Consider the following 25306-nt stretch of genomic DNA (forward strand, 5'->3'; position numbering starts at 1 on the left):
AAACCCTGAACCGCCGTTGCGCCGCCGCGTTTGCACCATACCTAAACAAGGGCAGGAGGGGTCCTAAAGTACGAAATGAAGTCAGGAGTATAGAACAATGAAATCTCTCATCATCGCCGCTGCCTCGGTCGCCACCCTCGCCATTGCCGCCCCGGCCATGGCCCAGGACCTCAGCCCGACCTGGTACGGCACCATCGGCGGCGCCAACGTCAATGTCGAAGACGCAAACCTCGGCGCCGTGCAGGGCCGCGTCGGCGCCCGCTTCGGCCAGTATTTCGGCGTTGAAGGCGAACTGTCCGGCGGCGTCACCGACGACTCGACCAGCATCAGCGGCATCCCTGTCGACGTCGATCTGAACTACTCGGCCGGCGCCTTCGCCGTCGGCTACCTGCCCGTCTCGCCGAAGGCCGACATCTTCGCCCGCGTCGGCTACGCCAAGTCCGAGTTCGACATCTCCGGCGCCGGTTTCACCGGGTCCGGCGAGACCGACGGCGTCGCCTACGGCATCGGCGGCCAGTACTTCTTCAGCGACAAGGACGGCGTCCGCCTCGACGTCACCCGTCACGACACCGATGACGGCGAAGCCGACGTCGTCGGCCTGAGCTACGTCCGCAAGTTCTAGGACAGCGCCAGCCGTCGCGGTTTTCCGCGACCTTGTGGAACAGGCCCCCGCCCTCCGGCGGGGGCCTTTTTCATTGACGCCGCCGCCCAGCCCGTCAGAGTCCGCGCCCGGGGCACGGAGCGTCTGAAGTGAACGGCATGCTGATACAGCTGATCGGCTCGGCCGTGGCGGTCGCCGCCATGGTCGGCCTGACGGCCTGGGCGAGAATCCCGCGCCCGACTGAGCCCCTCGACGAGCCGACCGCCCGCCACCTCCTCGACACCGACTATCCTGGCTATCCCATCGACGCCGTCTGGATCGCCGCCGACGGCCTGGGCGCCATCGCCCGCAGCGGCGACCACGCACTGGTCCTCGCCCAACTCGGCGACAGCTGGGTGACCCGCGACATGGCCTGGGACGCGGCCATCGCCTCGCCGATCCGCGGCGGCCGCGTCCGCCTGCGGACCGCCGACCCCGCCGCCCCCAAGCTCTCGCTGGCCGTCAGCGGCGTCACTCCCTGGCCGCCCCAGGCGCCCGAAGGCCTGATCGCAGCATGACCCTCAGCCCGATCGAGCCGGCCTTCAATCCGGTCACCTACGCGATCCCGCTGTTCGTCCTGACGATCATCGGCGAAATCATCCTGACCAGGTGGGGGAAAATCAAAGCCGCCTATGAGGCGCGAGACACGGCAACGTCCCTGCTGATGGGTCTTGGAAGCTCCGTCGCTGGTGGCTTGCTGGAGGGCAGCATCGCGCTCGTCGGCATTTGGATCTGGGATAACTACCGCTTTTTCGACATCGGCATGACCGCCATCTGGGCCTGGGTCGCCATCTTCTTCCTCGAGGACCTGACCTACTACTGGTTCCACCGCCTCAGCCACGAGCGCCGGTTCTGGTGGGCCAGCCACGTCAACCACCACTCCAGCCAGCACTACAACCTGGCCACCGCCCTGCGTCAGACCTGGACCGGCGGCGTCGCCGGCACCTGGCTGCTGTGGCTGCCCATGGCCCTGATCGGCTTCCCGCCGGCCATGATCGCCATCCAGAAGGGGATCAGCCTCGTCTACCAGTACTGGATCCACACCGAGGCGATCAAAAAGATGCCGCGCTGGTTCGAGGCGGTGTTCAACACCCCGTCCCATCACCGCGTCCACCACGCCCGCAACGCCCGCTACCTCGACGCCAACTACGCCGGCATCCTGATCATCTGGGACCGGATGTTCGGCACCTTCATCCCCGAGACCGACGCGGAGCCGCCGCGCTACGGCCTGGTCAAGAACCTCGGCGATTTCAACATCCTGCGGGTGGCCTTCCACGAGTGGATCGGCATCGGCAAGGACCTCGCCGGCTCGCGGTCGGCGCGGGAGGTGCTCGGCTACCTGTTTGGACCGCCGGGCTGGAGTCCCGATGGCTCGCGGGAGACGTCGAAGACGCTGAAGGCCAAGTGGGTCGAGCGTCAGAAGGCGGAAGCAGAGGCTGAAGCCGCGCCCCCGATGGCGGCGGAGTAGGGCTCACACCCCACCCCCACACACCGAAGGCGGTCACGGAGCCGGCGGAGTAATTTCGGGGACACAATACTTAATTCGCCCACCGGTCTTGCCGCTCAAGCGTGAAGGGTCGAATTAAGTATTGTGTCCCCGAAATTGCGGCGGGCCGCTCCTCTGCGTCAATCCCGAACCCCCGGCAAACTCAGCCCCAGCGCCGGCCGCGCCTGCAACTCCTCGCGCCGGAACCGGAACAGCTCGGCCGGCCGCCCGCCGGTCTCGGCGTCCATCCGCCCCAGCCCCTCGACCAGACCCGTCCGCTCGACCACCCGGCGGAAGTTCTGCTTGTGCAGCGGGATGCCGGCGATGGCCTCGACCGTCTTCTGCAGCGCCGACAGGGTGAACTCCGCCGCCATCAGCTCGAACACCACCGGGCGGTACTTCAGCTTGCCCCGCAGCCGCCCCAGCCCCGTCGCCAGGATCCGCCGGTGGTCGCTGATCATCGGCTCGCCCAGCGCCGCCGAGATCGCCGCCGGCTCGGCCGGGTCGCGCCCGTCGGCCCGGGCCGCGTCGCGCGCCGCCTCCGGCGCCAGTCCGGCCTCGTAGAGCAGCTCATAGCGCTCCAGCACCCGCTCCTCGTTCCACGGCGCCCCGTCCAGGGCGAAGGCCAGCCTGGCCCGCGCCGCCCGCCCGGCGTCGTGGCCGGCCCAGGCCATCAGCGCCGGCCTTATCCCCTCATCGATCAGGTCCGGCCGGCCCCGGCGCCAGTCCTCCCAGGGAAAGAACCGCGACCACGAGGCCCAGACAGTGTCGCCCGCCAGCCCGCCGCTGGCCGAGGGGGTCAGCGCCAGATAGCCCACCGACACCACCCGCGCCGCCCCGGCCCCGACCTCGGCTCTGGGCGCTTCGCGGCCCCGGTCGCCAAAGGTGTAGAGCTGCTCGACATAGCCCAACTCGAACCCGGTCTGGCTCGACACGAACTGGCGCAGCGCCAGTTCGAAGGTCCGGTCCCGCTCCGGCGCGAACGGCCCGAACGGCAGCGCCGCCGCCTCCTGCGGCCGCACGGTCAGCACCACCGCCTCGCTCTCGCGGATGGCGACGATGACGGCGGACAGGCCGATGACGACGGACGGGTTCATGGGGTGGTGGTAGCAGTTCCTCCCCCATCGGGGGAGGGGGACCGCCGCCGAAGGCGGTGGTGGAGGGGGTCCCCACCGATGGCGGCGGCCGAACCCCCGAAAGCTGCCGCTGGCATGGGGAGCGGACCCCCTCCGACCGCCGCTGCGCGACGCCCACCTCCCCCGATGGGGGAGGAACTAGTACCGCGACGCCATCTCGAACGGCGCGCCCGGGTACACATACACCCCCCGCCCGATCCCCTGCACCGCCTCGACCATCCGCCCGCCGCGTCCCATCACGTCGTCGGCCAGCCGCACGATCAGCGGGTTCGGCGTCGCCCCCGGCGAGGCCTTGCGCAGCGTCCGCGCGATCTCCGCCTCATCGGCTCTGGGATTGCGCGCGCAGGCGACGATGAAGGCGCTCGCCGTCGACCGACTGACCCCGGCCCAGCAATGCACCAGCATCGGATCGCGCCCGTCCCAGGTCCCGGCGAAATCGAGGATTTTTCGCACCAGTCCCTCGTCAGGCAGCGTCTCGCCGGCCGTCTGTTCCCAGATGTCGTGCACGATCAGCTTCAGGTGCCGGTCCGGATACAGCGCCCGGGGCGCCTGGCTCATCAGCCCCTCTTCCAGGAGGGTGATGACGTGCGACGGCTTCTTCCACTTGATGACCGTCGGCGCGTCCCGCAGCGGGCTGACAATAATCGTCATTCGGTGCTGAAGGCCTGCGGTGTCCGCTCATAGCCGGCCGCTTCCGACAGCAGATGGAAGCGCGCCACATAGCGTTCCTGCGCCTCGCCCGGCGGCTGCGGATGGATGACCAGGCTGTAGCCGGCCGGCGGGGCCCCGAAGATGCTCAGGCTCTCCTCGACCGTGAATCCGGCCAGCTGGGTCGCCTCGAAATAGGCGCAGGCCCGGTCGGCGGTCTTCAAGAGCTTCTTGATGTTCTGCGGCGTCTTGGCCGGCAGGCCGAAGCGGGCGTGGATGGCGTGCTCCAGCCGCTCCTCGAACTCCTTGTAGCTCACGCCCAGCGCCGCCTTGAACGGGCTGATCATGTCGCCGATCACATACTCCGACGCGTCGTGCAGCAGCGCCGCCAGCCGCCAGCGCGGAGCCAGATCCGGCTGGATGTGGGCGGCGATCTCTTCGACCACGAGGGAATGCTGGGCCACCGAGAAGCCGTGCTCGCCGATCGTCTGGCCGTTCCAGCGGGCCACCCGGGCCAGGCCGTGGGCGATGTCCTCGATCTCGATGTCCATCGGCGAGGGATCAAGCAGGTCCAGGCGGCGCCCCGACAGCATCCGCTGCCAGGCTCTGGGTTGCTTGCCGCGCGGCCCGTTGGCCATCTCGCCGTTCCTCTCGTCGAACAATCGGGAACGTTCAACTGGAGCATCGCTTGACAAAGATCAACGACAGGAACGGGGTAGCGGTCACATTCGTTGGTCTACACATGGAGATGACTGCATGAGTTGGGCCCGTATCATGGCGCCTCTGGCCGGTGGCGCAGGTGATGAACAGGTGCTGGCGGCCGCCGCCGCCATCGCGACGCCGTTCGGCGCCGAACTGGCCGCCGTCCACGCCCCGGCCGACGTCGCCGACCTGATGCCCTGGATGGGCGAGGGGTTCATGGGCGGGGTGCAGATCACCGCCATGGACAGCCTCAAGGAGGCCGCCGCCGAGGGCCAGCGCGCCGCCCAGGCCGCCGTCGCCGCCTGCGGCTACGCCAAGACCCGCTTCGTCAGCCTCGAGACGCCGGTCTGGGCCGGCCTGTCGATGGAAGGCCGCCTCTCCGACGTGGTGGTCTTCACCGACGAGGCCGCCCGCGGCCGCGGCCCCCTGGCCGAGGCCTTCCAGCAGACAGTCGCCGACGAACAGCGGCCGACCATCGTCGCCCGTCCCGGCCTGGCCGTCGGCGGCGTCGTCGCCGTGGCCTGGGACGGCGGCAAGGAGGCCAGCCGCGCCGCCCGCACCGCGCAGCCGCTGCTCGAAAAGGCCAGCCGCGTGGTCATCCTCTGCGCCCCGGCCGCCTCGTCGCGCAATTTCGAGGGCGGCCGGCTGCAACAGTTCTTCGCCGATCGCGGCGTGGCCTCGGAGGTCGAGGTCATCGCCGAGAACGGCGACGCCGCCCCCCTGCTGCTGGACGCCTGCAAGCGTCTGGGGGCGGGTCTGCTGGTGGCGGGCGCCTTCGGGCACCCGCGCCTGCAGGAGTACATCTTCGGCGGCACCACCCGGACGCTGCTCAACAACGACGGTCCGTCGCTCTTCCTCTCACATTAGCTTTCAAACCGGAGAAACAGGCATGACCCTGTCCCGCATCATCATGCGCCTTGCCCGCAATCCGGGCACCGAATTCGCCGATGGCGACGACCACCGCGGCTACACCCTGACCGCGCCGCTGACCGACGACGGCATGCTCGACCCCGAGGCCTTCGGCAAGGCCAAGGCCGACTGCACCGTCCGCCGCTTCGCCCCCGACGAGGACGCCACGACGGGCCGTTTGGCCCGCCGCCGCGACAACTGGTATTTCGACTACGACGACCAGGACGACACCGACGACGAGGCCGTCCACAAGCTCGGCCAGCACCGTTTCGCGGTCGGGGAGTATGTGTCAGTGGCCGACGAGGACGGCCGCCTGCTGGCCTACAAGGTCACCGACGTGCAGCCGGTGAGCTGAGGTCCAACCAATATCCGGAGGGGGCGGTCCTTCAAAGGACCGCCCTTCGTGATCACTCCCCGAACTGCTTGCGCACCAGCGAGGTCGCGTCCCGGAACAGGTGCTTGGCCTCGCCGTCGGCGTCGCTTGGGCTCTTCGACTTGACGATGGCCACGACCAGCGGCCCGCGCTTGGGGCCCTGGGCCTCGTAGCCGGCGACAGTCCATTCGGCGCCCGCCGCCTGCGTCGTCTTCACGAAGGTGCTGCGGTAGCCCTGCCTGCGCTTGCCGCCCAGCGAGAAGCCGCCATCGTTGATGCTGGCGTGACCATCGGAGGTGTCGATGTTGAAATCGCCCTCGTCGTCACCGCGCCAGCGCTCGCGCACGATGCGGACCTCGTTTTCCTTTTCGTTGGCGTTGATCTCGATGCCCATGACCTTGACGTGGGCGTTGTCGCCGTCGGCGTTGACGGTCAGGCCCGGCATCCGCACATGGGCCTTGTCGACGCCGTCGCCTTCCTCGGTCTCGACTGACAGGCCGGGCATGGAGACCTTTTCCTTGGTCGTGGTCTTCTTCTCGACCACCGGAGCCGGCTCGCCCGGCTTGGCCGGGGGCGTCGGGGTTTCCGGTTCGACCAGCGTGGCGGGGAACAGACCCTTCACCTCGGCCTCGATCGGCTCCAGCGCCTTGGACGGGTCGTTGCTGACCGCCACCAGCCGCAGGGTCACGTCCGAGCCGTCGCCGGCGTAGGTGCAGCTCAGCCCATCGGCGGCCACGGCGGTGCGCTTCAGGTTGCCTTGCGTTTCGGGGCAGTCGAGCTTGCTCACCACCTTGAGCGCCTCGCGCTCGGCCTTGCGGGCCCGGTACTCGGACCGGCTTTCGCAGGCGCCCAGCGCGAGGAGGATGGCGCCGCAGCCCACGGCGGTCATCAGCTTGGTTTTCATGTTGCTCTTAGCCTTTTGAAATAGCGACGGCCTCACCCGTGAAGGTGAGGCCGCGCCAATCAATTCGCCAGTGAATTCGCGGTAACCGCTATGGTCTCGCCAGAACTACTGCCCCGGCCGCGTCGCCCCTTCGCGCCGGGCCAGGAAGGCCAGGCGTTCGAACAGGTGGACGTCCTGCTCGTTCTTCAGCAGGGCGCCGTGCAGCGGCGGGATCAGCTTGGTCGGGTCCTTTTCCTTCAGGACGTCCTCGCCGATGTCCTCGACCATCAAGAGCTTCAGCCAGTCGAGCAGCTCGCTGGTCGAGGGCTTCTTCTTCAGGCCCGGAACCTTGCGCATGTCGTAGAAGATGCGCAGCGCCTCGGCGACCAGCTTCTGCTTGATCCCCGGGTAGTGGACCTCGACGATGGCGTTCATCGTCTCGGCTTCCGGGAACTTGATGTAGTGGAAGAAGCAGCGGCGCAGGAAGGCGTCCGGCAGTTCCTTCTCGTTGTTGGAGGTGATGATCACCACCGGGCGGACCACGGCCTTGATGGTCTCGTCGGTCTCGTAGACGTAGAACTCCATCCGATCGAGTTCCTGCAACAGGTCGTTGGGGAACTCGATGTCGGCCTTGTCGATCTCGTCGATCAGCAGCACCGGCCGCGCGCCGGGGGCCTCGAAGGCCTCCCAGAGCTTGCCCTTCTTGATGTAGTTGCGGACGTCCTTGACCCGCTCGTCGCCCAGCTGGCTGTCGCGCAGGCGGGTGACGGCGTCGTACTCGTAGAGCCCCTGGTGGGCCTTGGTCGTCGACTTGATGTGCCAGGTGATCAGCGGCGCGCCCAGCGCCTTGGCGATCTCCTCGGCCAGGACGGTCTTGCCGGTTCCGGGTTCCCCCTTGATCAGCAGCGGCCGCTGCAGCGCGATGGCGGCGTTGACCGCGACCTTGAGGTCGTCGGTGGCCACATAGTCCTTGGTGCCTTCGAAGCGCGTGGTCATTCGCATCCCCTGCGGAGCGCCCCCTCCTGCAGGGGAGAAGGGCGCTCCAAACAAACGTTTCATTCAACGGCGACACTAGCGTCAGGAACCGGTCTGTGAAGCGTTTTCATCGCCTCGCGCGAAAAAGCCGCGCGGGCGATGCGGGGTGACGTTGGGGGAGGGCAGGTCAGGGCAAACCCTTCTCCCGCCCCGCGGGAGAAGGGTTCGGTTCTAATCCGCCCCAGGATTGATCGACACCGGATCCGAAGCCGGGAAGGTCTCCTTCAGGCCCTTGTCCAGCTGCTTGTCGACGTGCTCGTCCTTTTCGTCGGGGACGGCGTCGGCCGGATCGGAGGCCGTGCCGGTCTTGTCGGCCTCGTCGCCGGTTCCGCCGGAGGCCTCGTAGTTGCGGGTCCGCTCCTGCTCGCCCGTCACCCGATCAGTGTCGGAGGCGAAGCTGCGGTCTTCCGGCGCGGCCCGCAGGCCGGCGTCGTCGCGCTCTTCGGTCAGGTCGTCGAACTCGGCGGCCTCGAAGTCGGCTTCGTCCCGCTCGGGGTCGAGATCGTCGATGTCGGCGTCGCCAGCGGCCGAGGTGGCGTCATAGACGTCCGAGACCTCGTCGAAATTGGCGATATTGCCGCCGTCCTTGGTCAGGTTGGTTTCGTCCAGGACCTCGGCGCGATCCTGCGGGTCGGACCCGTTGTCGATGTTGGTCATGGCGTTGTCATCCGTCCGGCGGCTGGAATGCCGCCCACGGATTCAACCCCTGCGGACGCCTTACGTTCCGGTCTCGAACTTCTCGGCCAGCGCCGCCGCCATCTCGTCCATGACCTCGTTCCAGTCGGCATAGGTGGTCGGGGTGAACACCCGGGCCTGCGGATACCAGGGGTAGTGATCGGTCCCCAGCTGCGTCCAGCAGGCCTGCGGCGTCACCAGCCACACCGGCGCCCCGCAGGCCCCGGCCAGGTTCAGGCTGGCGTTGGAAAACCCGACGGTCAGGTCCAGCGCGCAGGTCAGCGCCGCCACGTCGTCCAGGTCCTGCTTCAGGTCGATGCCGGGGGGAACCCAGATGTCGATGCCCTGCGATCTGGCGTGCGCCAATTCGGCCGAGCAGTCGCCGTACTGCAGGTTGACCCAGCAGATCCCCGGCGTGCGCAGCACCGGCGCCCACAGCTCGAACGGCGAGAACCAGCGGTGCCGCGCCCCCTTGGCGGTCATGCTCTTCCACAACAGCCCGACCTTGGGCCCGGCCGGCGCGGAGTCCAGCACCTTGCGCCAATGGGCCACCCGCGCCGGATCGGCGGTCAGATAGCCGCTGTCCTGGGGATAGGCGTCGACCCGGCCGCGGAACCCCCGCAGCAGCGATCCCAGCGGCGACCACAGGTCGATCTTCGCCAGGTCCGCTTCATCGAGGAAGGGCGCCACCCGCACGGTCTTGCCGTCGACGTCGAAGGTCGCATGCGCCCCAACCCGAACCCGCGGGAAACTGCGCTGGAACAGCGGAACCAGCCGCGGCTCCACCGACAGGGTCAGCTTCCCCTTCGGCCCCAGCGCGGCCAGCACGTCCGGGATCAGGTTGGCGAACAGCAGTTCGTCGCCCAGCCCCTGCTCGCCGAAGATCAGCAGCGACTGGCCGGCCAGGTCGCTGTCGGGCGTCCACTCCGGCCGCTCGACCAGATAGTGGGTGACGTCGCCGAAACTCGGATGCCGCCGCGCCTCATAGTCGTCCCAGCCGTGCTGCAGATCGCCCAGGGTCAGATGCATCGTCGACCGCGCCAGCCGCATCATCTGGATCTCGTCGGCCGGCATGGTCTGCGCCATCGCCGCGTTGCAGTCCTCCAGCGCCCCGACCGTGTCAGCCAGCGCATGGCGCGCCGTCGAGCGGTTGTACTGCGCCTTGGGAAACACCGGCTGCAGCCGCAGCGCCTCGTCGAAGAAGGTCACGCAGCCGGCCGGGTCGCCCTGTTCGGCCAGCACTGAGCCCAGGGTGTTCCACAGCACCGCCGCCCCCGGATTGGCCATGATCGCCGGCCGCAGGATCTCCACCGCCTCGTCATAGCGCCCCTGGTCGCGCACCGCGCAAGCCAGGTTGTTGACCCCTTCCGGGTTCCCCGGATAGGCCGCCACATAGTGGGCGAACAGCTTCTCGGCCGTCTCCCGCATGCCCATGCGATAGGCCAGGCGGCCCATGTCGTTGGCCACCTCGGCATGAGCCGGGATCAGCAGCAGCGCCTTCTCATAGGCCTTCACCGAACTGCCGAAATCCCCGGCCCGCTCGCGGGCGATGGCCAGCAGGTACCAGGCGAAGCCCGACCGCTCGTCCATCTCCAGCGCCTGGATGGCGAGGCGCCCGCCGGTCTCGAAGTCGTCCTTCTGCAGCGCCGCCACCGCCTGGTCGATGATGCCGCCGACGCTGGCCGCCTTCATCTCGGCCATGGCCTCCAGCATGCGGGTCAGCGCCGCCGGCGATCCGGCCTGGCCGGCCATGCCGCCGAACGCCTTCACCTGCGCCGCCTGGCCGACGATTGGCGTCATCCCCAGAGCAACGGAAGAAACTTCGGATTTTCGGCGCGTCATGTGGTCACAGTCTGTGGCGATCTTAACCCCTCAGATCGCCGACTTATGGTTACCCCGCCCTTAAGATCAGCCAAATGTTACCCCCTGCGGCAATACGGCGTTAACCATGGTGGGGCATTCTACGAGCCAGTATCGGGGGAGGGCCCAGTGCCGCTCAAACTGTCTCTGAAGCCGGGCGAGAAGTTCGTCCTCAATGGCGCGGTCGTCCAGAATGGCGACCGGCGCGGCGTTTTAATCTTACAAAACAAGGCCTCCGTCCTTCGCGAGAAGGACATCATGCAGGAGTCCGAAGCCGTCACGCCGGCCCGCCACATCTACTTCCCCGTCATGATGATGTACCTCGATGAGCCCGGCGCCGGCCGCTACTACGACGAGTTCGTCCGCCGCCTCACCGAGTTCATGAACGTTATCCGCAACCCGGGCGTTCTGTCGGAGTGCGTTAACATCTCCAAGCACATCATGGAGCGAGAATACTACAAAGCGCTCATGCTCTGCCGGAAGCTGGTGGACTACGAGGACGAAAGGTTGGGGAATGGGTCTTCAGGCGTATCAACAAGCGGCGGCGAGGGCTGAAAACCCGAAGGAGGCCGAGTACCGGCTGTTTGGCCAGGTCACCCGCGCCCTCATGGACGCCAAGCAGCTTCCCGACACCCAGATCGCGGGCCGCGTCGAGGCCCTCGACTGGAACCGCCGCCTATGGTCGGCCCTGGCGACCGACTGCTCGCAGCCGGACAACGCCCTGCCGGTGCCGCTGCGCGCCCAGATCATCTCCATCTCCATCTGGGTCGGCAAGCACACCAGCGCCGTCATCCGCCGCGAGGAAGAGATCGACCCGCTGATCGACATCAACCGCATCATCATGCAGGGCCTGCACGGCGCTCCGGCGGAAACCGCCTAGCGCGTCAACTGCACACTGTTCAGGAACCGCGCCACGCTGGCCGGGTCGCCGCCCTGGGGCGTCAGCGCCATGGCCACCAGCACCGCGCCCGGACGGGCGATGGCGATCGCCTGGCCCGCCACCGGCAGGTCCGAAGCCTGGCCCGCGAAATTGGCCCAGCGCACCCGCGTCCCCTGTGCGTCGGCCGTCCAGCGCTCCTGCACCTCGCCGGCCAGCGCCTCGACGCTGTTGTCGAGCACGCTGTCCAGCAGCGCCTCGTCCGCCTCGCCCGCGCCGGTCGGCGACAGGAAGATGGCGTAGACCCCTTCGCCGCCGACCAGCAGCCACTGCTCGGGCTCATAGGCGCCGGACCGCACATGGGTGGCGTCCCCGGGCAGCTCGGCCGAAAACCCCGCGTCCTCGGCCTTCAACAGCGTCCACTCGGCCGCCGAAGCCAAGCTCGCCTGGCCGAACGCCAGACCCAACGCCACGGCCAACACGGCCCAAACTCGTCCCATTTTGATCCTCCGCACCGGACTTTCGCCGGTTAAGGAAGTCTTAATGCAACGGGCAGGCCAAAGGCCAGACGCTCGACCAATGATTATTTCCGCTCATCCCGGCGAATGCCGGGACCCAGATTCATCCACTTGGATCAGAGCTTCATCCTGAACAGCCGGCGCTCAGGCGGCTGGGTCCCGGCATTCGCCGGGATGAGCGGTAGGGGGGATTAGCCCATCTCCTCAAGCACCCCCTCCAGCGCCGCCAGGTCCACCCCCTTGGCGCCCAGCTTCTCCCGCGCCGCCGCCCGCGCCGCCGGCCAGTCGGCGGCCAGCATCCCCAGCCCCACCACGTCCCGGAACACCCCGCCCTTGCGCACATGGGCCCGAAACAGCGCCTCGCGCCGGAAGCCGAAGCCCTCGTGGGTCTTCCACACCGCCTCGTTCTCGACCAGCACCTCGCACCACAGCCGGTTCAGCCCCAGCCGCTCGAACACGAAGCTCAGCACCAGATACTCGACCACCGCCCCGACCCCGCGCCCCCGCGTCGCCGGATCGGCCAGGTAGTAGGCCCACTCGCACTTCGAATTGGCCCCGTCGATCTTCACCAAATTCGCCAGCCCCACCCCGAGGCCGTCCAGTTCGATGATCCAGAACCGCCGGTCTCCGCCCGCCAGCGCCCGCGCCAGCCAGCCGGCATGCTCCTCCGCCGTGATGACGTGCTCGGAATACATGTAGGGCGCCACCGCCTCGCTGTTGCGCCAGGCCAGCACCGTTTCGCCGTCGCCGGCCGCCAGGGGCCGCAGGGTCACCGCCATGGCTAGTCCAGCCCCGCCGGGAATTTCGGCATCGCCTCGAAGTCCTCGATCACATGCTGGCGCACCACCCGCGCCCCGGTCGCCTTGGCCAGCGCCTCGACCTTGTCCATCGCCTTCAGCGTCGCCGCCCGGTCGACGTTGAACCGCGGAACCTTGCGCCCGGCCCGGCTCTCGGCCAGGTGCCACAGGTCGCCGGTCAGCAGCACCGGCCCGGCCCCTTTCAGCCGCACCAGCAGCACCCGGTGCCCCGGCGTATGGCCCGGCGCGGCGACCAGCAGCACCGAGCCGTCGCCGAACACGTCATGGTCGGCGTCGTCCTCCAGCAGCCGCGTCGGCGCCGTCTCCAGGGCCGCGTAGTAGCCGAACACCTGGGTCTCGGCCCGCGCCGCCGGCCGGAAGGCGTGCGCCTTCTCGTCGGCGTCGACGATCCAGGTCGAGGCCGCGAACAGCCCGCCGTTGCCGATATGGTCGAAATGGCTGTGCGACACCGACAGATACTCGATATCCGCCGGCTTCAGCCCCAGCTCCGTCAGCTGGTCGGTCAGTTTGCGCCGCACGATCATCCCCTCCGGCCCCTTGCCCCCCGGCAGATCGGCCACCGCTTGCGGCAGGCCGGTGTCCCAGATCAGGTCGCCCTTCGGGTGACGGATCAGGTAGCAGGGCACGATCAGGTCCCGCGACACCCCCTTGTAGGCCCCGTCGTCGGCGAACCAGTCGGCGTCGGGCACGGCGATGGTCCCGCAGTCGATGGCGTACAGCGTCACCGCCGGGGCCGGCGCGGCGGCCGCCTCGAAGGCGAAGGCGCCCAGCAGGGCGAGTGCGGCGGCGAGCGGCGACAGTTTCATGGCAGACTCCAGGCGGCGGCGCGATCATGAAAGCCGTCCCGACCGCCGTCCAGCCATTCCTCCTCCGGCGCGCAGCGACGGGGGGTGAGGCGTATACGCCGAACGACCGCCCTGCGAAGCCTTGGCGAAGCAGGGTGGTGGCGGGGGCAGCGCCGGCCATTCCTCCTCCGGCGCGCAGCGACGGGGGAGGGGGACCGCGCGCCGTAGGCGCGGGGTGGAGGGGGCAGCGCCGGCAATTCCTCCTCCGGCGCGCAGCGACGGGGGAGGGGGACCGCGCGCGAAGCGCGTGGTGGAGGGGGCAGCGCCGGCCCCTCAGGCAAACCCACAACGCCCCTTCAGCGCCGGCCTTCCGCCTCCGCCCGCTGCCGCTCCAGCCGGTGCGCCTGCTCGCTCAGCCGGGTGCGTTCCGCCGAAATCTCCTCCCATTCGCTGTCCAGCTGCTGGGCCAGCGCGTCCAGCTCCACCTGCCGCGCCGCCAGGGCCTCATCAAGCGCGGCCTGCTGCCGGGTCGCCCGCGCCTGTGTTTCCCGGTCCCAGAAGGCGTCGACCACCTCATTGATCGCCACCGCCTTGCGGCCGCCGGTCATCTCCGCCCGCACGGCCTGGAAGCGGCCGAACTGCTCGGGCGACAGCTCCGCCATGGCCTCCGCCCCCTCCAGCCACCCGCGCCAGTTCGCCTCCTGCTCGGTCGGCGAGCGCAGCACCGGCAACAGCTTCATCAGCGCCGCCGACCGGTCGGCCAGCCGAAACCCGACGGTCCGCGTCACCACCCCCGTCTTCGGATCCGTTCGCTCGGTCACCGTCAGCTCCCGCACCGCCCCGGCCCGATCCCGCTCCAGCCGCCACAGATCCAGCTCCAGCGCCCCGTCCGCCCCCGGCCGGGCGTAATCCAGCACGTTGGCCGAGGCGATCCTGCGCAACGCCTCAACCGCCGCCTCCCGCGTCAACGGCGCCGCCCGCGCCGCCTTCTCCGCCGCGATGGCGGCCAGGACCTGGGGGTTCTTCGTCAGCTGATGGCCCGAATACAGCGAAGACTTCACCGAATACCCCGCCCGCCGCGCCGCCGCGGCGGCGATCCCATCGACCAGATACTCCTGCACGAACCGCTGCTGACGCAGGTTCAGCGGCTTGCCGGGCGGCGCATGGGTGGGTTGGCCTTTGGGCATGCGGGGAGGCTCCGTGGCGAGGGGAGGGGCAGACGCCGCTTATCGAAGCGGCTGACCATTATCGCATTTTCGGCAGCCGCAATCCTTCTCCTGCTCGCCGGGAGAAGGTGGCCCGCGAAGCGGGTCGGATGAGCCACCCTGCTTCAATGCCAACCGCCAGATACAAGGGCAGCGCCGGCCTTGGCCGCCTCGCCCAACCGATCTCCTATTGTCGAACATCGCCCGGATAGTGGTCGAAAAGCCATTCATAGGTCGCTGAGACCTTCTGTTGCCAGAGACTGTCGTCATAGGCTGGCGGGAGCTCGTCGAGCGCATGCTGGATTGCACTTCGCACGGCCGCTTTGGCCCTCTCCTTCATCCTCCAGTCCAGGATCAGCTTTTCTCGCTTGAGCGTCTCCAGCATTGCCCTGGCGACCTGCTTGACTAGGGCGAGTTCATCGCCAGTCAGCTGGGGCTCCGGCTTGGTGAGAATGTCGACGATAGCCAGTTCTTCCTCAGTCAGCCCTTCCCGGATCGCCCGACCTTCTTCCTCATCGAGGCTGAGGACGAACTCGAGCAGCGCCTCGAACAGGCGTTCCACGTTCAGGCTGCCGGCGTTGTATTCGGCGATCAGTTCGTGAAACCGCTCGACGAGGGACGACCGCGTCGGGTTCAAGGCGGCGAGTTCTTCCAGCTTGCGCTCGACCGCCGTGCGCAGACGTTGGGTCTGGGTGCGCTTTTGCCCGCTGGCGAAGCGCTCGCGCAGCTTGTCGAAGTCGATCTGGGAAAGATCGAACAAGCCTTCCGTGTCATCGCCTGAGCGAACCGGCGCGGTGATCTCGACGCCGAGGATGGCTTCGTCCAGCAGCGCCTCGATCTCGTCAACGACCCGCTGGACCCTGGCCTTGCTCGCCGGGTCTTCCCGCAGCGCGCGGATCTTCTTGGCCATCACATGCAGGACGGCTGCTTCGACCCGCCACTGATCGGCCGCGCGATCCGGCAGCACAGCCTTGAACAGCGTCCAGACGTTGCCGGCCAGGCGGAGGAAGGCCTGTTGCTCGCTGTCGGAGCCCATCACGGCTTCGACCGCGTCGGAAAGGGCGGCAATCCGCTCGAAGCCCTGGGCGCGGATGATGACGTGCGGATCGACCTCGCGGCGGGCGCAGAACTCCATCGCCTCCTCCGCGGCGGCCTTCAACCGCCCGACCAGGGCGGCCTTGTCCTCGATCGGTTCGGCCCCTTCAGTGGATGGTTGGGCGTATATCGCCAGGGCCTTTTGCAGGTTCCGGAACACGCCCACATAGTCGACGATGAGGCCGGCTGACTTTCCCGGTGCTGTGCGGTTGGCCCGTGCGATGGTCTGCATCAGGCTGTGGTTCTTCATCGGCTTGTCGAGATAGACCGTCGAGCAGGTCGGCACGTCGAAGCCGGTAATCCACATGGCGCAGACGAAGACCAGCCGCAGGGGATCGGCGGGCGCTTTGAACTTCTCGTCGAGATCTTCCTTCACCATCCGCGCCCGGTGAGGACGGATGTCGAGGCCCTTGGCGGCCATGTCGGCGATCTCGTTCTGCCCCTGGCTGACCACCACTGCCATGTCGGTCTGGTGCAGCCATTCAAGCTCGGCCTGGGCCGCGTTCCGCGCCGCGCCCGACAAGGCCTGGATCGACCTCGCCTTCTCCGCGACCGCCTTGTCCCAGGCGAGCCGGACCTTGCCGTGCATGCGCACGGCGGTCTCCTTATCGATGGCGATAAACATCGCCTTGCCCCGATAGCCGCGTCCCATGAAGTGGCGGACGACATCGTCCGCGATCTTGTCCAGCCGGTCGTCGCGCTTGATCAGAGCGATCTGGCGGGCGACCTTTCGCTCCACCAACCGCTCTTCCTCGTCGTCGAGGCCGGCTGCGTCCTTGATCGCCTCGGCCGCTTCGTCGAGGTCGCCCTCGGCCAGCTGCAGTTCCGGGATCCGGTTCTCGTAATAGAGCGGGACCGTCGCCCCGTCCTCGACCGACTGGCTGAAGTTGTAGACCGAAACATAGTCGCCGAAGACCTCGCGGGTCTTTTCCTCGCCCGCCATAAGGGGCGTTCCGGTGAAGCCGATAAAGGCGGCGTTGGGCAGGGCGCGGCGCATGTTGGCGGCGAGTACGTCGTACTGGCTCCGGTGCGCTTCGTCGGTGACGACGATGATGTCGTCGCGTTGGGAGAGTTCCGGATAGGTCTCGCCGAGGTCGGTTCCGAACTTTTGGATGAGGGTGAAGACGAAGCGGGCGTTCCCGGCCAGCAACTGGCGAAGATGCGTTCGGCTCTGGGCCTGCACTTCCTTCAGCGGGAGCGAGAAGGCGCCGCAGGCCTGGAAGAATTCTGCGATCTGGTCATCCAACTCCTGGCGGTCGGTGACGATCAGGAAGGTCCAGCCCCCGGGCCGGGTGCGCAGCACCTTCTGGGTGAAGGCGAGCATGGAGAGCGACTTGCCCGACCCCTGGGTGTGCCAGAAGACGCCGAGGCGCCCGCCCTTGGCCTTGCCGATCTCGGCCACAGCCTTGTTGACCCCCAGGTACTGGTGGTTCTGGGCGATCTTCTTGATCAGGCCGTCGCGGGTTTCCTCGAAGACGACGAAGTTCTCGACGATGTCTAGCAGGCGGGCCGGCGCACAGGCGGCGGTGAGGACAGTGTCGAGGCTGACGACGCCCTTTGACCCCTCGTCGTCGATCCGCTTCCATTCCTTGAAATGGTCCCAGCCGGCGTAGGGGGCGCCGATGCGGGCGTCACCGCCGTTGGACAGCAGGACAATGCCGTTGCCCCAGAAGATGTGCGGCACGGCGTCCCGATAGTCGCGCAAGTTCTGGTCGTAAGCCGCCTGGGCGTTACGGTGGCTGGCCTTGAGCTCGATGAACAGCAGCGGCACGCCGTTGACGAAGCCGACCAAGTCGGCGCGGCGCTTGTGGATTTCACTGGCGAACCAGACCTGCTGGGCGATGAGCAGGTCATTGGCTGACGGATCGCGCCAGTCGATAACGCGGGCCACGCGCGTCTCGTTCGTGCCGTTGGGCAGGCTGGTGCGGACTTCGATGCCGTCGCGCAGCAAGCCCATGACCTCGCGGTTGGCGGCGACCGGGTTCATGTCGTCGCGGCTGCGCGTCAGCTCGTCGATGACGGCCTCGACCGCGTCGGGGTCGAGGTCAGGGTTCAGCCGGACGACGGCCGCGCGCAGCGGACCGGGCAGCATGGCCTGTCTAGGGCTGGTGCGACCGGTGCGCGGGTCGGGCGCGAGGGGTGTGGGGTTTTCGGTGTAGAGGTTCTCGTGACGCCAGCCGAGTTCGAACAGTCGGGTGACCGCGGCACCCTCGACGAGTTGCCCTTCACCAAAGCCAATTAGGATTTGGTCGAACGACTCTTCGCGGCTTTGGTAGCCGCTTTGATCGTTAGGGGTTTCGCCTTCCGTCATACGGCGGCCGTCTCCGTGACTTCTTCGGCCGCGCGAACTTCGATTTCGCCCGACATCAGCCTTGGCAGAAGAAGGTCACGCGCGGTCCGAAGGCTCTTGTTGGCGTCAGCTAGGGAGCGAACCATTTCGAACATCGGACGGGCCGCTTTGACGAACCCCTCAAGTTGATCCGTGACGGGCTCAAGGATTTCAAACTGTGCTACGGCCGCACTACTTACTCGTTGTCGACCGGTAGCGCCGCTCATGCTTTTTATTGCATGACTACGAAAGGCTTCGGATCGTGCGAGGCAATAGACGAACTCCGGTGGCACAGATCGTCCTCGCATCACGATAAACTCCGTCGAACCGAAGCCAGCCTCTCCATCTCTCAAAAAGTCGACGAAGGCCGTCTTTCCGTTTTCGAGGCACGGTGTAATTCTTGCCAGAAGCGTGTCTCCGTTCAAAAATTTGGAGCCCGCGCTTCCTTCACGCTCCTCGAAATCTGACACGACCATAGAATTCGTCTGAACGTACGTCATCGGAACGAATTTCTTGGTTCCAATCTTCGGAATTTTGGTCCTTGGATCGAAATCAACGACCTCATCTAGCCGGATCAGGCGCGAGTATCTGACTTCAGCACCCTGCCCAAAACGCTGGTCAAACAACCGTCGCGCCATCTCTTCGAGAATGGCAACGCGTCGCAAGTTGTTTTCAACTAGGTCATCATAGGTGGACAGGATATCTGAGATACGACGTTGGCTGGGGATCGGCGGCAGCTTGTAAGGGTAGGCTAAGATATCTCGGCCGGAGATGTGCGGGACGTTCGCCCCAGTGATGATGGCCTTGACGTGGTCAGTGAATGCTTTCGCACCGAGGACGTATCGTAGAAATCGCTGGTCCAATGCCTCTGTAGCTCTTAACCGGGCGACTCGCTGAACAAGGAGGGCCGGAAGGTCGGAATCTCTGATGGACGCGTACTTCAGGCCGGCTTCAATCCATGGCCGGTCCATGGCGAGAACGATGTCGTTTCTCTGAAGCCAATACTTGTCAAAGCCCGACGAAGCAGAAACGGGCCAACGCTTTGCGCCGTCCCACCTCGTGGCGCCCTGACCGATGTTGTCGCCGCGGAGCAGACGGATGTCTTCAGGCTTGTCGGTGAACTGCCCGCTTTTGAAAGCGAAGCCGGGGACCAATTCGACCGTTTCGCCTAGAGTGACTGTTTGCCAACTCACGCCAGCAACTCCGCAACATTGGTTGCAATCCGCGTTTGCAGTTCTGACGCCTCGCCATTGAGGCGCTCGAACTCCTCCTGCAACGCCTCCAGCCGCTCCTCAAAATCTTCGTCTTCTGCTTCGCCTTCGATGACGCCAACGTAGCGACCAGGGCTGAGCGACCACCCTCGTTCCTCGATTTCCTCACATGAGGCCGCGCGGCACAGGCCGGGCACGTCGACATACTGGTCCACTCCGCCTAGGCGCTCGCGCAACAGAGGCTCCGAACCAAGCGTCAACTCGACTTCGACACCCCGCCATAGACGCACAATGTTGGCGATGAACTCAATCTGCTCGTCGCGGAAATCACGGTGGGCCCGATCCACTTGGTGAAAGATATGGCGCGCGTCGATGAACAAGACCTCGTCTGCGCGCTTACCGCGCGTTTTGGCTCGGTCGAGGAACCAGAGGGTGCAGGGCAGGGTCACGGTCAGGAAGAAGTTGGGGCCAACCGAAACGATCACGTCTACCACGCCGGCCTCGATCAGCCTGCGCCGGATGTCCGCCTCGCTACCGCGGGCGTCAGCTGCGCTGTTGGCCATTACGAAACCGGCACGTCCACAGTCGTTCAAGGCAGCATAGAATTGGCTGATCCAGACGTAGTTGCCGTTGTCGGTGCTCGGCAGCCCGAAGGGAAACCGGGGTTTGGCCACCTCCGCTCCGTTGTCGGTCGCTGTCTTCAGCTTGGCCTTGTCGATGCCGGACACGTTGAATGGCGGATTGGCCATGACGAAGTCGAACCCACCAACCAAGGGCACGCCTTTGAAGGCCTCCGGGGCGTCCTCGTAGTAGCTGTTGGTGTCGGCGATGGTCCCCGACAGGCCGTGGACGGCCAGGTTCATCTTGGCGAGGCGGATGGTCTCTTTGGTTTTTTCCATGCCGAACAGGCTGATTTCTCGGTCCGGCGCCCGCTGATGGCGTTTCACGAAATCGGCCGAGTGGACGAACATGCCAGCCGATCCGCAGGCGGGATCGAGGATGCGGCCGTGGAACGGCTCGAGGATTTCGACGATCAGGCGGACGATGGAGCTGGGGGTGTAGAACTCGCCGCCCTTCTGCATCTCTTGGTGGGCGAAGGCGCCCATGAAGTATTCGTAGACGTGGCCGAAGGCGTCGCCCTGGATCGTCACCGGCTGAAGCAGGCGGATCAGTTCGATCAGCGTCTCCTTCGGAATTTCGTTGAAGTTCTTGGGCAGGACGTCGTCCAGCTCGGGATTGTCGCGCTCGATGTCCCGCATGGCGTTGTTGAGCGCGCGGCCGACATCGGCGTCTTCCGGCAGGTTGATCAGGTAGGGGAACCGCGCCTCCGGCGAGAGGTAGATTACGCCCTGGGCCTTATAGTCGTCAGGCCCCGGCTTGACGCGCGAACCCGGCCGAGGTGCGAGGGTCTGTTCGACGCGCGCGAACTGCCCCTCGGCGTAGCGCAGGAACAGGAGGCCGAGCACTGGGCGGCTGTATTCCGATGGCTTCAATCCGGAATTGGCACGGAGCTGATCAGCCGACTTGAAGAGCTTTTGTTCGATTTCACTCAGGCTACTCGCCACACCACACCCTTTAAGTTCATCGCTCCGCGTCTCCGCACAGAGCGGCCCGGTTTCGCGCGTGAATGCGCTGACAGCGCCGCGCTTTTCAACGCCTATTGAACAAGGGGGTGACGGTTCGGGTCAATCAGTCCGGCTTGGCGAGCTTATCCGCCGTCTTCGTCTCGAAATCCCCCGCGTCGTGCCACTCCCACAGCTGGCTCGATGGCACCCCCATCACCCGCTCCGCCCGCGCTTCACCGCCTGTCGCGCGCCGATCACGCCCGTCCACCGCTGCACCTGTCTGTACCCGGCCACTGACAGGAACGCCCCGGACTCACAGACCAGCCCCTTGGCCAAGGCGCCGCCGTCAAGGACGCAGGCGTCGTCCGCCATCAGCGTGGCCGCCAAAGCGCACGCAGGCTCAGACGTCGCCCCCCAGCCAGTCTTCGCATCTCAAACCCTCGACGCGGCCGAATTCGCCGAGGTTGCCGGTCACGACGATCAGGCCGCGGCTGCGCGCGTGGCCGGCGATCAGCAGGTCGTAGCCCCCGATCATCAGCCCCTGCCGCTCCAGGCCCGCCCGGATGTCGGCGGCGTGGGCGGCGGCGGCGGCGTCGAAGGGCAGGACGTCAATCCGCGCCGCGAAATTCTCGACTTCGCGGCGGTTGTGCTCCGGCCGCGCCGACTTCGCCGCCCCATGCAGCAATTCCGTCAGGACGACTGTCGAGATGCACAGGCTGTCGGCGTCGCTGTTGAAACGGTCACGCAAACCGGCCGGGCGATCCCTGAGCACGCGGATGCAGAGGTTCGTGTCCAGCAGATAGCGCAGCATCAGAAGTCTTCGCGCGCCTGCGCCGCCGGCTGCTCTCGCGGCCCCAGGTCGACGCCCGGGGCGTCGAAGAAGTCGTCCCAGACCGCCCCCGCCGGCACGATCACCCGCCGCTTCCCCTCACGCAGCACCCGCACCTCCTTGACCCCTTCGGGGAAGGCGACATCCTTGGGCAGGCGCACGGCCTGCGAGCGGTTGGATTGGAAAACCGTGGTGCGGACCATGGCCGGGCTCCTTCAGTCCGGAAACATGGAGAGCACGACGGGATATGTCAATGGGATATACGTCTCCGGTTTCGATGACGGCTCGGCCCGGCGCGCCGCGGAAATCTCCGCGTCGCCGAGGATGACGCCGGCTCGCGCCCCTATTGGGCCGCCAGCTTATCCGCCGTCTTCGTCTCGAAATCCCCCGCGTCATGCCGCTCCCACAGCTGGCTCGACGGCTCCCCCATCACGCGGTTGACCATCCGCCCGCGCTTCACCGCCGGCCGCTGGCCAATCGCGCTCGTCCAGCGCTGCACGTTCTTGTACTCGGCCACCGACAGGAACTCGCCGCTCTCATAGACCAGCCCCTTGGCCAGGGCCCCGTACCAGGGCCAGACGGCCATGTCGGCGATGGTGTACTGGTCGCCCGCCAGGTACTCGGCCTCGGCCAGGCGGCGGTCCAGCACGTCCAGCTGGCGCTTCACCTCCATGGCGAAGCGGTCGATGGCGTATTCGATCTTGAACGGCGCATAGGCGTAGAAGTGGCCAAAGCCGCCGCCCAGGTAGGGGGCGCTGCCCATCTGCCACATCAGCCAGCTGAGGGTCTCGGCCCGGGCCGCGCCGCCCCCCACTTTGGCGTCAGGCAGGAACTCGCCGAACTTCTCGGCCAGGTGCAGGAGGATGGCGCCGCTCTCGAACACCCGGATGGGGTTGGCGGCGTCGCTGTGGTCGACCAGGGCCGGGATCTTGGAGTTGGGGTTGGCGGCCACGAAGCCGCTGCCGAACTGGTCGCCGTCGCCGATCTTGATCAGCCAGGCGTCGTACTCGGCGCCCGTGTGGCCGAGCGCCAGCAGCTCCTCCAGCATCACCGTCACCTTCACCCCGTTGGGCGTGGCCAGGGAATAGAGCTGCAGCGGGTGCCTGCCGACCGGCAGCTCCTTGTCGTGGGTGGGGCCGGCGATGGGGCGGTTGATGGCGGCGAAGCGGCCGCCGCTGGCCTTGTTCCAGGTCCAGACCTTGGCCGGGACGTAGTCCGCCGGATGGTTGGCGGGCGGGGTCGGGGTGGCGTCGTCGGCCATGGGGAACTCCTGGGCAGGGGCGGTGTTCGTTAACTGGGAGACTAAGCATGGCGGCGCCAGGGGCGCATCGCCTCAAATCGTGGTTGGGGACATGTTGAGAATCAACGTGTCCCCTCTTTGCGGCGGCGGAAGAGGGGACACGTACGGCCTTGCAGGCCGAACATGTCCCCGCGCATTTTTCCTCCGAACCCGGACGAATCCGTCAAAACCGGCTAAACGGCCCCATCCATCTCCCGAGGCTAATCGATGCTCCGCTGGTTCCAGGCCCTGCTCCCTAAGGAAGATAATTTCTTCCGCCTGTTCGCCGCCCATGCCGACACCCTGGTGACCGGGGCCGCCGCCCTGCGCCGGATGCTCGACGGCGGCGAGGGGACAGAGGCCGCCTGCGCCGACATCGTCGACGCCGAGCACGCGGCCGACGATGTCGCCCGCCAGGTGCTGGTCGCCGTGCGGCGCAGCTTCATCACCCCCTTCGACCGCTCCGACATCCGGCGGCTGACCAACAGCCTCGACGACGCCGTCGACCAGATGCAGAAGACCGCCAAGGCCGTCACCCTCTATGAGGTGCGCGACTTCGCCCCCCATATGCGCGAGCTGGGCGACGTGGCCGTGCAGGCCGCGGCCCTGACCGTCGAGGCCGTCGGCCTGTTGCCGGAGATGACCCGCGAGCGGCTGCGGCTCAACGCCCTGACCGAGCAGATCGCCAAGCTGGAGAGCCACAGCGACGACCTCTACGACGCCGGCATGAAGGCGCTGTACCAGGCGCATAAGGGTGATGGCGGCAATGCGCTCGGCTTCATCATCGGGGCGGAGATCTACGACCACCTGGAAAAGGTCGTCGACCGCTTCGAGGACGTCGCCAACCATATCAACGGCGTTCTCGTCGAGCATCTGTAGATCATGGACGCCGCCCTCATCGTCCTGGTCTTCCTGATCGGCGTCGCCCTGCTGTTCGACTTCCTGAACGGGCTGCACGACAGCGCCAATTCGATCGCCACCATCGTCGCCACCCGGGTGCTGCCGCCGATCTACGCGGTCGGCTGGGCGGCCTTCTTCAACTTCATCGCCTTCCTGTTCTTCGGCCTGCATGTGGCCGGCACCATCGGCAAGGGGATCATCTCGGCCGATGTGATCAGCGACAAGGTGATCTTCGGGGCGCTGGTCGGGGCCATCGCCTGGAACGTCATCACCTGGCTGCGCGGCATTCCCTCGTCCAGTTCGCACGCCCTGGTCGGCGGCCTGCTGGGGGCCGGGATCGCCAAGGCGGGGTTCAGCGCCGTGGTCGTCTCGGGGGTGACCAAGACAGTGTTCGCCATCTTCCTGTCGCCGGCCGTCGGGTTCGTGTTGGCGTTGCTGCTGGTGCTGATCGTCAGCTGGCTGTTCGTCAAGGCCAACCCGCATTTCGCCGACCGGGTGTTCCGGGCCCTGCAGTTCGTCTCGGCCAGCGCCTACAGCCTCGGCCATGGCGGCAACGACGCCCAGAAGACCATGGGCATCATCGCCGTGCTGCTCTACTCGCGCGGCCTGCTGGGGGGCGAGTTCCACGTGCCCTTCTGGGTGGTCATCACCTGCCAGGCGGCGATCGCGCTCGGAACCCTGTTCGGCGGCTGGCGTATCGTCCACACCATGGGCTCGAAGATCACCCGTCTGTCGCCTCAGCAGGGCTTCTGCGCCGAGACCGGCGGGGCCATCACCCTGTTCCTGGCCACCGGCATGGGCATCCCCGTCTCCACCACCCACACCATCACCGGCGCCATCGTCGGGGTCGGGGCGGCGAGGCGGGCCTCGGCCGTGCGCTGGAACGTGGCGCGGGGCATCGTCACCGCCTGGTTCATCACCATGCCCGCCTCCGCCGCCATGGGCGCCGCCGCCTGCCTGCTGGGGGGGCTGTTCCTGAAGTGACCGGCGAGGCGCATCAGGTCGGGGCCTTGCCCTGGCGGCGGCGGTTCAGCGGCGCCCTCGAGATCCTGCTGGTCACCAGCCGCGAGACCCGCCGCTGGGTGGTCCCCAAGGGCTGGCCGATGGTCGGCAAGTCCGACCCCGAGGCGGCCGCCATCGAGGCCTGGGAAGAGGCCGGCGTGAAGGGCCTGGTCGCCCCCGCGCCGATCGGCGGCTTCAGCTACGTCAAGCGGATGAAGGACGGCAGCGAGCGCCCCTGCCGGGTCAAGCTCTACCCCCTGGAGGTCACTACCGACCGCCCCGACTGGCCCGAAGCCGCCGAGCGCGATCGCCAGTGGCTCTCGCCGGCCGAGGCCGCCGCCCTGGTCGCCGAGCCGGAACTGGCCGCCCTGCTCCTGGCCTTCGACCCGGCCTGAACAGCGTTGATCGCCCTTTAACCCTTTCACGCTATGGTGGCGAAGTCGGTCGCGCCCCTCCTATAGGGTTACTGGCGCCTTCACCCTGCACCCCGACAAATCGACCCGGCAGAATCTGCCGGCCAGCAGTCGCGGCTCTATACCCGGCCTG

At 67.1% G+C, this 25306-nt stretch carries 27 protein-coding genes; 10 read left to right on the forward strand and 17 right to left on the reverse strand.

From position 1 onward, the window contains the following. Window positions 1-97 precede the first annotated feature (97 nt). The 3 genes from AC1RSK_RS04990 to AC1RSK_RS05000 all read left to right on the forward strand — a co-directional run bounded on the left by AC1RSK_RS04990 (window position 98) and on the right by AC1RSK_RS05000 (window position 2108). Window positions 98-622: a porin family protein gene (locus tag AC1RSK_RS04990; protein ID WP_492906096.1), complete on the forward strand. Its 525-nt coding sequence runs from the start codon at window positions 98-100 to the stop codon at window positions 620-622. A gap of 137 nt (window positions 623-759) precedes the next feature. Beyond that, on the forward strand, window positions 760-1158 hold the full coding sequence (locus tag AC1RSK_RS04995) for a hypothetical protein (protein ID WP_492906098.1): 399 nt from the start codon (window positions 760-762) through the stop codon (window positions 1156-1158). Continuing rightward, window positions 1155-2108, forward strand: a complete 954-nt coding sequence (locus tag AC1RSK_RS05000) for a sterol desaturase family protein (RefSeq protein ID WP_492906100.1) — start codon at window positions 1155-1157, stop codon at window positions 2106-2108. The genes AC1RSK_RS04995 and AC1RSK_RS05000 overlap by 4 nt, the downstream gene beginning before the upstream one ends. A 158-nt stretch (window positions 2109-2266) precedes the next feature. On the opposite strand, the gene AC1RSK_RS05005 is transcribed toward AC1RSK_RS05000, so the two are convergent. The 3 genes from AC1RSK_RS05005 to AC1RSK_RS05015 form a co-directional block, all read right to left on the reverse strand. Next, the gene (locus AC1RSK_RS05005; protein WP_492906102.1) at window positions 2267-3223 is read right to left on the reverse strand and encodes an NUDIX hydrolase; all 957 of its coding nucleotides are present in this window, start codon (window positions 3221-3223) and stop codon (window positions 2267-2269) included. Between the two features lie 177 nt (window positions 3224-3400). Beyond that, on the reverse strand, window positions 3401-3913 hold the full coding sequence (locus AC1RSK_RS05010) for a tyrosine phosphatase family protein (RefSeq protein WP_492906104.1): 513 nt from the start codon (window positions 3911-3913) through the stop codon (window positions 3401-3403). Beyond that, on the reverse strand, window positions 3910-4548 hold the full coding sequence (locus AC1RSK_RS05015; protein WP_492906463.1) for a YfbR-like 5'-deoxynucleotidase: 639 nt from the start codon (window positions 4546-4548) through the stop codon (window positions 3910-3912). Before AC1RSK_RS05015 ends, AC1RSK_RS05010 begins: the two co-directional genes overlap by 4 nt. A gap of 118 nt (window positions 4549-4666) precedes the next feature. Here AC1RSK_RS05015 and AC1RSK_RS05020 point away from each other — a divergent pair, with 118 nt between their 5' ends. Continuing rightward, complete coding sequence (locus AC1RSK_RS05020) at window positions 4667-5479, forward strand: universal stress protein (RefSeq protein WP_492906105.1); 813 nt, start codon at window positions 4667-4669, stop codon at window positions 5477-5479. A gap of 22 nt (window positions 5480-5501) precedes the next feature. Beyond that, entirely contained in the window at window positions 5502-5876 is a 375-nt protein-coding gene (locus tag AC1RSK_RS05025; RefSeq protein WP_492906107.1) for a hypothetical protein, read from the forward strand. A 52-nt stretch (window positions 5877-5928) separates the two neighbouring features. Here AC1RSK_RS05025 and AC1RSK_RS05030 read toward each other — a convergent pair whose 3' ends face one another. The 4 genes from AC1RSK_RS05030 to AC1RSK_RS05045 all read right to left on the reverse strand — a co-directional run bounded on the left by AC1RSK_RS05030 (window position 5929) and on the right by AC1RSK_RS05045 (window position 10287). Next, window positions 5929-6798, reverse strand: a complete 870-nt coding sequence (locus AC1RSK_RS05030; protein WP_492906108.1) for a hypothetical protein — start codon at window positions 6796-6798, stop codon at window positions 5929-5931. A gap of 105 nt (window positions 6799-6903) precedes the next feature. Beyond that, on the reverse strand, window positions 6904-7773 hold the full coding sequence (locus tag AC1RSK_RS05035; protein WP_492906110.1) for an AAA family ATPase: 870 nt from the start codon (window positions 7771-7773) through the stop codon (window positions 6904-6906). Window positions 7774-7983: 210 nt separating this feature from the next. After that, window positions 7984-8469, reverse strand: a complete 486-nt coding sequence (locus AC1RSK_RS05040) for a primosomal protein (protein ID WP_492906112.1) — start codon at window positions 8467-8469, stop codon at window positions 7984-7986. Window positions 8470-8529: 60 nt separating this feature from the next. Then, window positions 8530-10287, reverse strand: coding sequence for a tetratricopeptide repeat protein (locus tag AC1RSK_RS05045; protein WP_492906114.1), 1758 nt, complete (start codon window positions 10285-10287; stop codon window positions 8530-8532). A 189-nt stretch (window positions 10288-10476) separates the two neighbouring features. Here AC1RSK_RS05045 and flbT point away from each other — a divergent pair, with 189 nt between their 5' ends. Beyond that, the gene (flbT, locus tag AC1RSK_RS05050) at window positions 10477-10902 is read left to right on the forward strand and encodes a flagellar biosynthesis repressor FlbT (RefSeq protein WP_492906115.1); all 426 of its coding nucleotides are present in this window, start codon (window positions 10477-10479) and stop codon (window positions 10900-10902) included. Then, window positions 10862-11227 carry a flagellar biosynthesis regulator FlaF gene (gene flaF / locus AC1RSK_RS05055; RefSeq protein WP_492906117.1) on the forward strand — a complete coding sequence of 122 codons (366 nt, stop codon included), beginning with the start codon at window positions 10862-10864 and terminating at the stop codon, window positions 11225-11227. Before flbT ends, flaF begins: the two co-directional genes overlap by 41 nt. Here the strand turns inward: flaF and AC1RSK_RS05060 are convergent. The 10 genes from AC1RSK_RS05060 to yghU all read right to left on the reverse strand — a co-directional run bounded on the left by AC1RSK_RS05060 (window position 11224) and on the right by yghU (window position 22840). Further along, window positions 11224-11724 (reverse strand): hypothetical protein, encoded by a 501-nt coding sequence (locus tag AC1RSK_RS05060; protein WP_492906119.1) that lies wholly within the window; start codon window positions 11722-11724, stop codon window positions 11224-11226. The two genes, flaF and AC1RSK_RS05060, sit on opposite strands and share 4 nt — an antisense overlap. Window positions 11725-11933: 209 nt before the next feature. Then, on the reverse strand, window positions 11934-12521 hold the full coding sequence (pseH, locus tag AC1RSK_RS05065; protein WP_492906121.1) for a UDP-4-amino-4,6-dideoxy-N-acetyl-beta-L-altrosamine N-acetyltransferase: 588 nt from the start codon (window positions 12519-12521) through the stop codon (window positions 11934-11936). Between the two features lie 2 nt (window positions 12522-12523). Further along, on the reverse strand, window positions 12524-13366 hold the full coding sequence (locus tag AC1RSK_RS05070) for an N-acyl homoserine lactonase family protein (RefSeq protein WP_492906123.1): 843 nt from the start codon (window positions 13364-13366) through the stop codon (window positions 12524-12526). Between the two features lie 335 nt (window positions 13367-13701). Continuing rightward, a complete protein-coding gene (locus AC1RSK_RS05075; protein ID WP_492906125.1) occupies window positions 13702-14532 on the reverse strand; it encodes a terminase small subunit in 831 nt (276 codons plus the stop codon). Between the two features lie 205 nt (window positions 14533-14737). Further along, on the reverse strand, window positions 14738-17956 hold the full coding sequence (locus AC1RSK_RS05080) for a type I restriction endonuclease subunit R (protein ID WP_492906127.1): 3219 nt from the start codon (window positions 17954-17956) through the stop codon (window positions 14738-14740). Continuing rightward, window positions 17953-19167 (reverse strand): restriction endonuclease subunit S, encoded by a 1215-nt coding sequence (locus AC1RSK_RS05085; protein WP_492906129.1) that lies wholly within the window; start codon window positions 19165-19167, stop codon window positions 17953-17955. The genes AC1RSK_RS05080 and AC1RSK_RS05085 overlap by 4 nt, the downstream gene beginning before the upstream one ends. Next, window positions 19164-20750 carry a type I restriction-modification system subunit M gene (locus AC1RSK_RS05090; protein ID WP_492906130.1) on the reverse strand — a complete coding sequence of 529 codons (1587 nt, stop codon included), beginning with the start codon at window positions 20748-20750 and terminating at the stop codon, window positions 19164-19166. The genes AC1RSK_RS05085 and AC1RSK_RS05090 overlap by 4 nt, the downstream gene beginning before the upstream one ends. A gap of 400 nt (window positions 20751-21150) precedes the next feature. Continuing rightward, window positions 21151-21561 (reverse strand): type II toxin-antitoxin system tRNA(fMet)-specific endonuclease VapC, encoded by a 411-nt coding sequence (gene vapC / locus AC1RSK_RS05095; RefSeq protein ID WP_492906132.1) that lies wholly within the window; start codon window positions 21559-21561, stop codon window positions 21151-21153. Then, a complete protein-coding gene (vapB, locus tag AC1RSK_RS05100) occupies window positions 21561-21782 on the reverse strand; it encodes a type II toxin-antitoxin system VapB family antitoxin (protein WP_492906134.1) in 222 nt (73 codons plus the stop codon). The genes vapC and vapB overlap by 1 nt, the downstream gene beginning before the upstream one ends. A 140-nt stretch (window positions 21783-21922) precedes the next feature. After that, complete coding sequence (gene yghU / locus AC1RSK_RS05105) at window positions 21923-22840, reverse strand: glutathione-dependent disulfide-bond oxidoreductase (RefSeq protein WP_492906136.1); 918 nt, start codon at window positions 22838-22840, stop codon at window positions 21923-21925. A gap of 246 nt (window positions 22841-23086) precedes the next feature. On the opposite strand from yghU, the gene AC1RSK_RS05110 reads away from it, so the two are divergent. The 3 genes from AC1RSK_RS05110 to AC1RSK_RS05120 are packed head-to-tail and all read left to right on the forward strand — an operon-like array spanning window position 23087 to window position 25155. After that, window positions 23087-23737, forward strand: coding sequence for a DUF47 domain-containing protein (locus AC1RSK_RS05110; RefSeq protein ID WP_492906137.1), 651 nt, complete (start codon window positions 23087-23089; stop codon window positions 23735-23737). A gap of 3 nt (window positions 23738-23740) precedes the next feature. After that, window positions 23741-24742 carry an inorganic phosphate transporter gene (locus AC1RSK_RS05115; RefSeq protein ID WP_492906139.1) on the forward strand — a complete coding sequence of 334 codons (1002 nt, stop codon included), beginning with the start codon at window positions 23741-23743 and terminating at the stop codon, window positions 24740-24742. Next, window positions 24739-25155: an NUDIX hydrolase gene (locus AC1RSK_RS05120; protein ID WP_492906141.1), complete on the forward strand. Its 417-nt coding sequence runs from the start codon at window positions 24739-24741 to the stop codon at window positions 25153-25155. The genes AC1RSK_RS05115 and AC1RSK_RS05120 overlap by 4 nt, the downstream gene beginning before the upstream one ends. Window positions 25156-25306 lie beyond the last annotated feature (151 nt).

The organism is Caulobacter sp. GW821-FHT11A05, assembly GCF_058809015.1.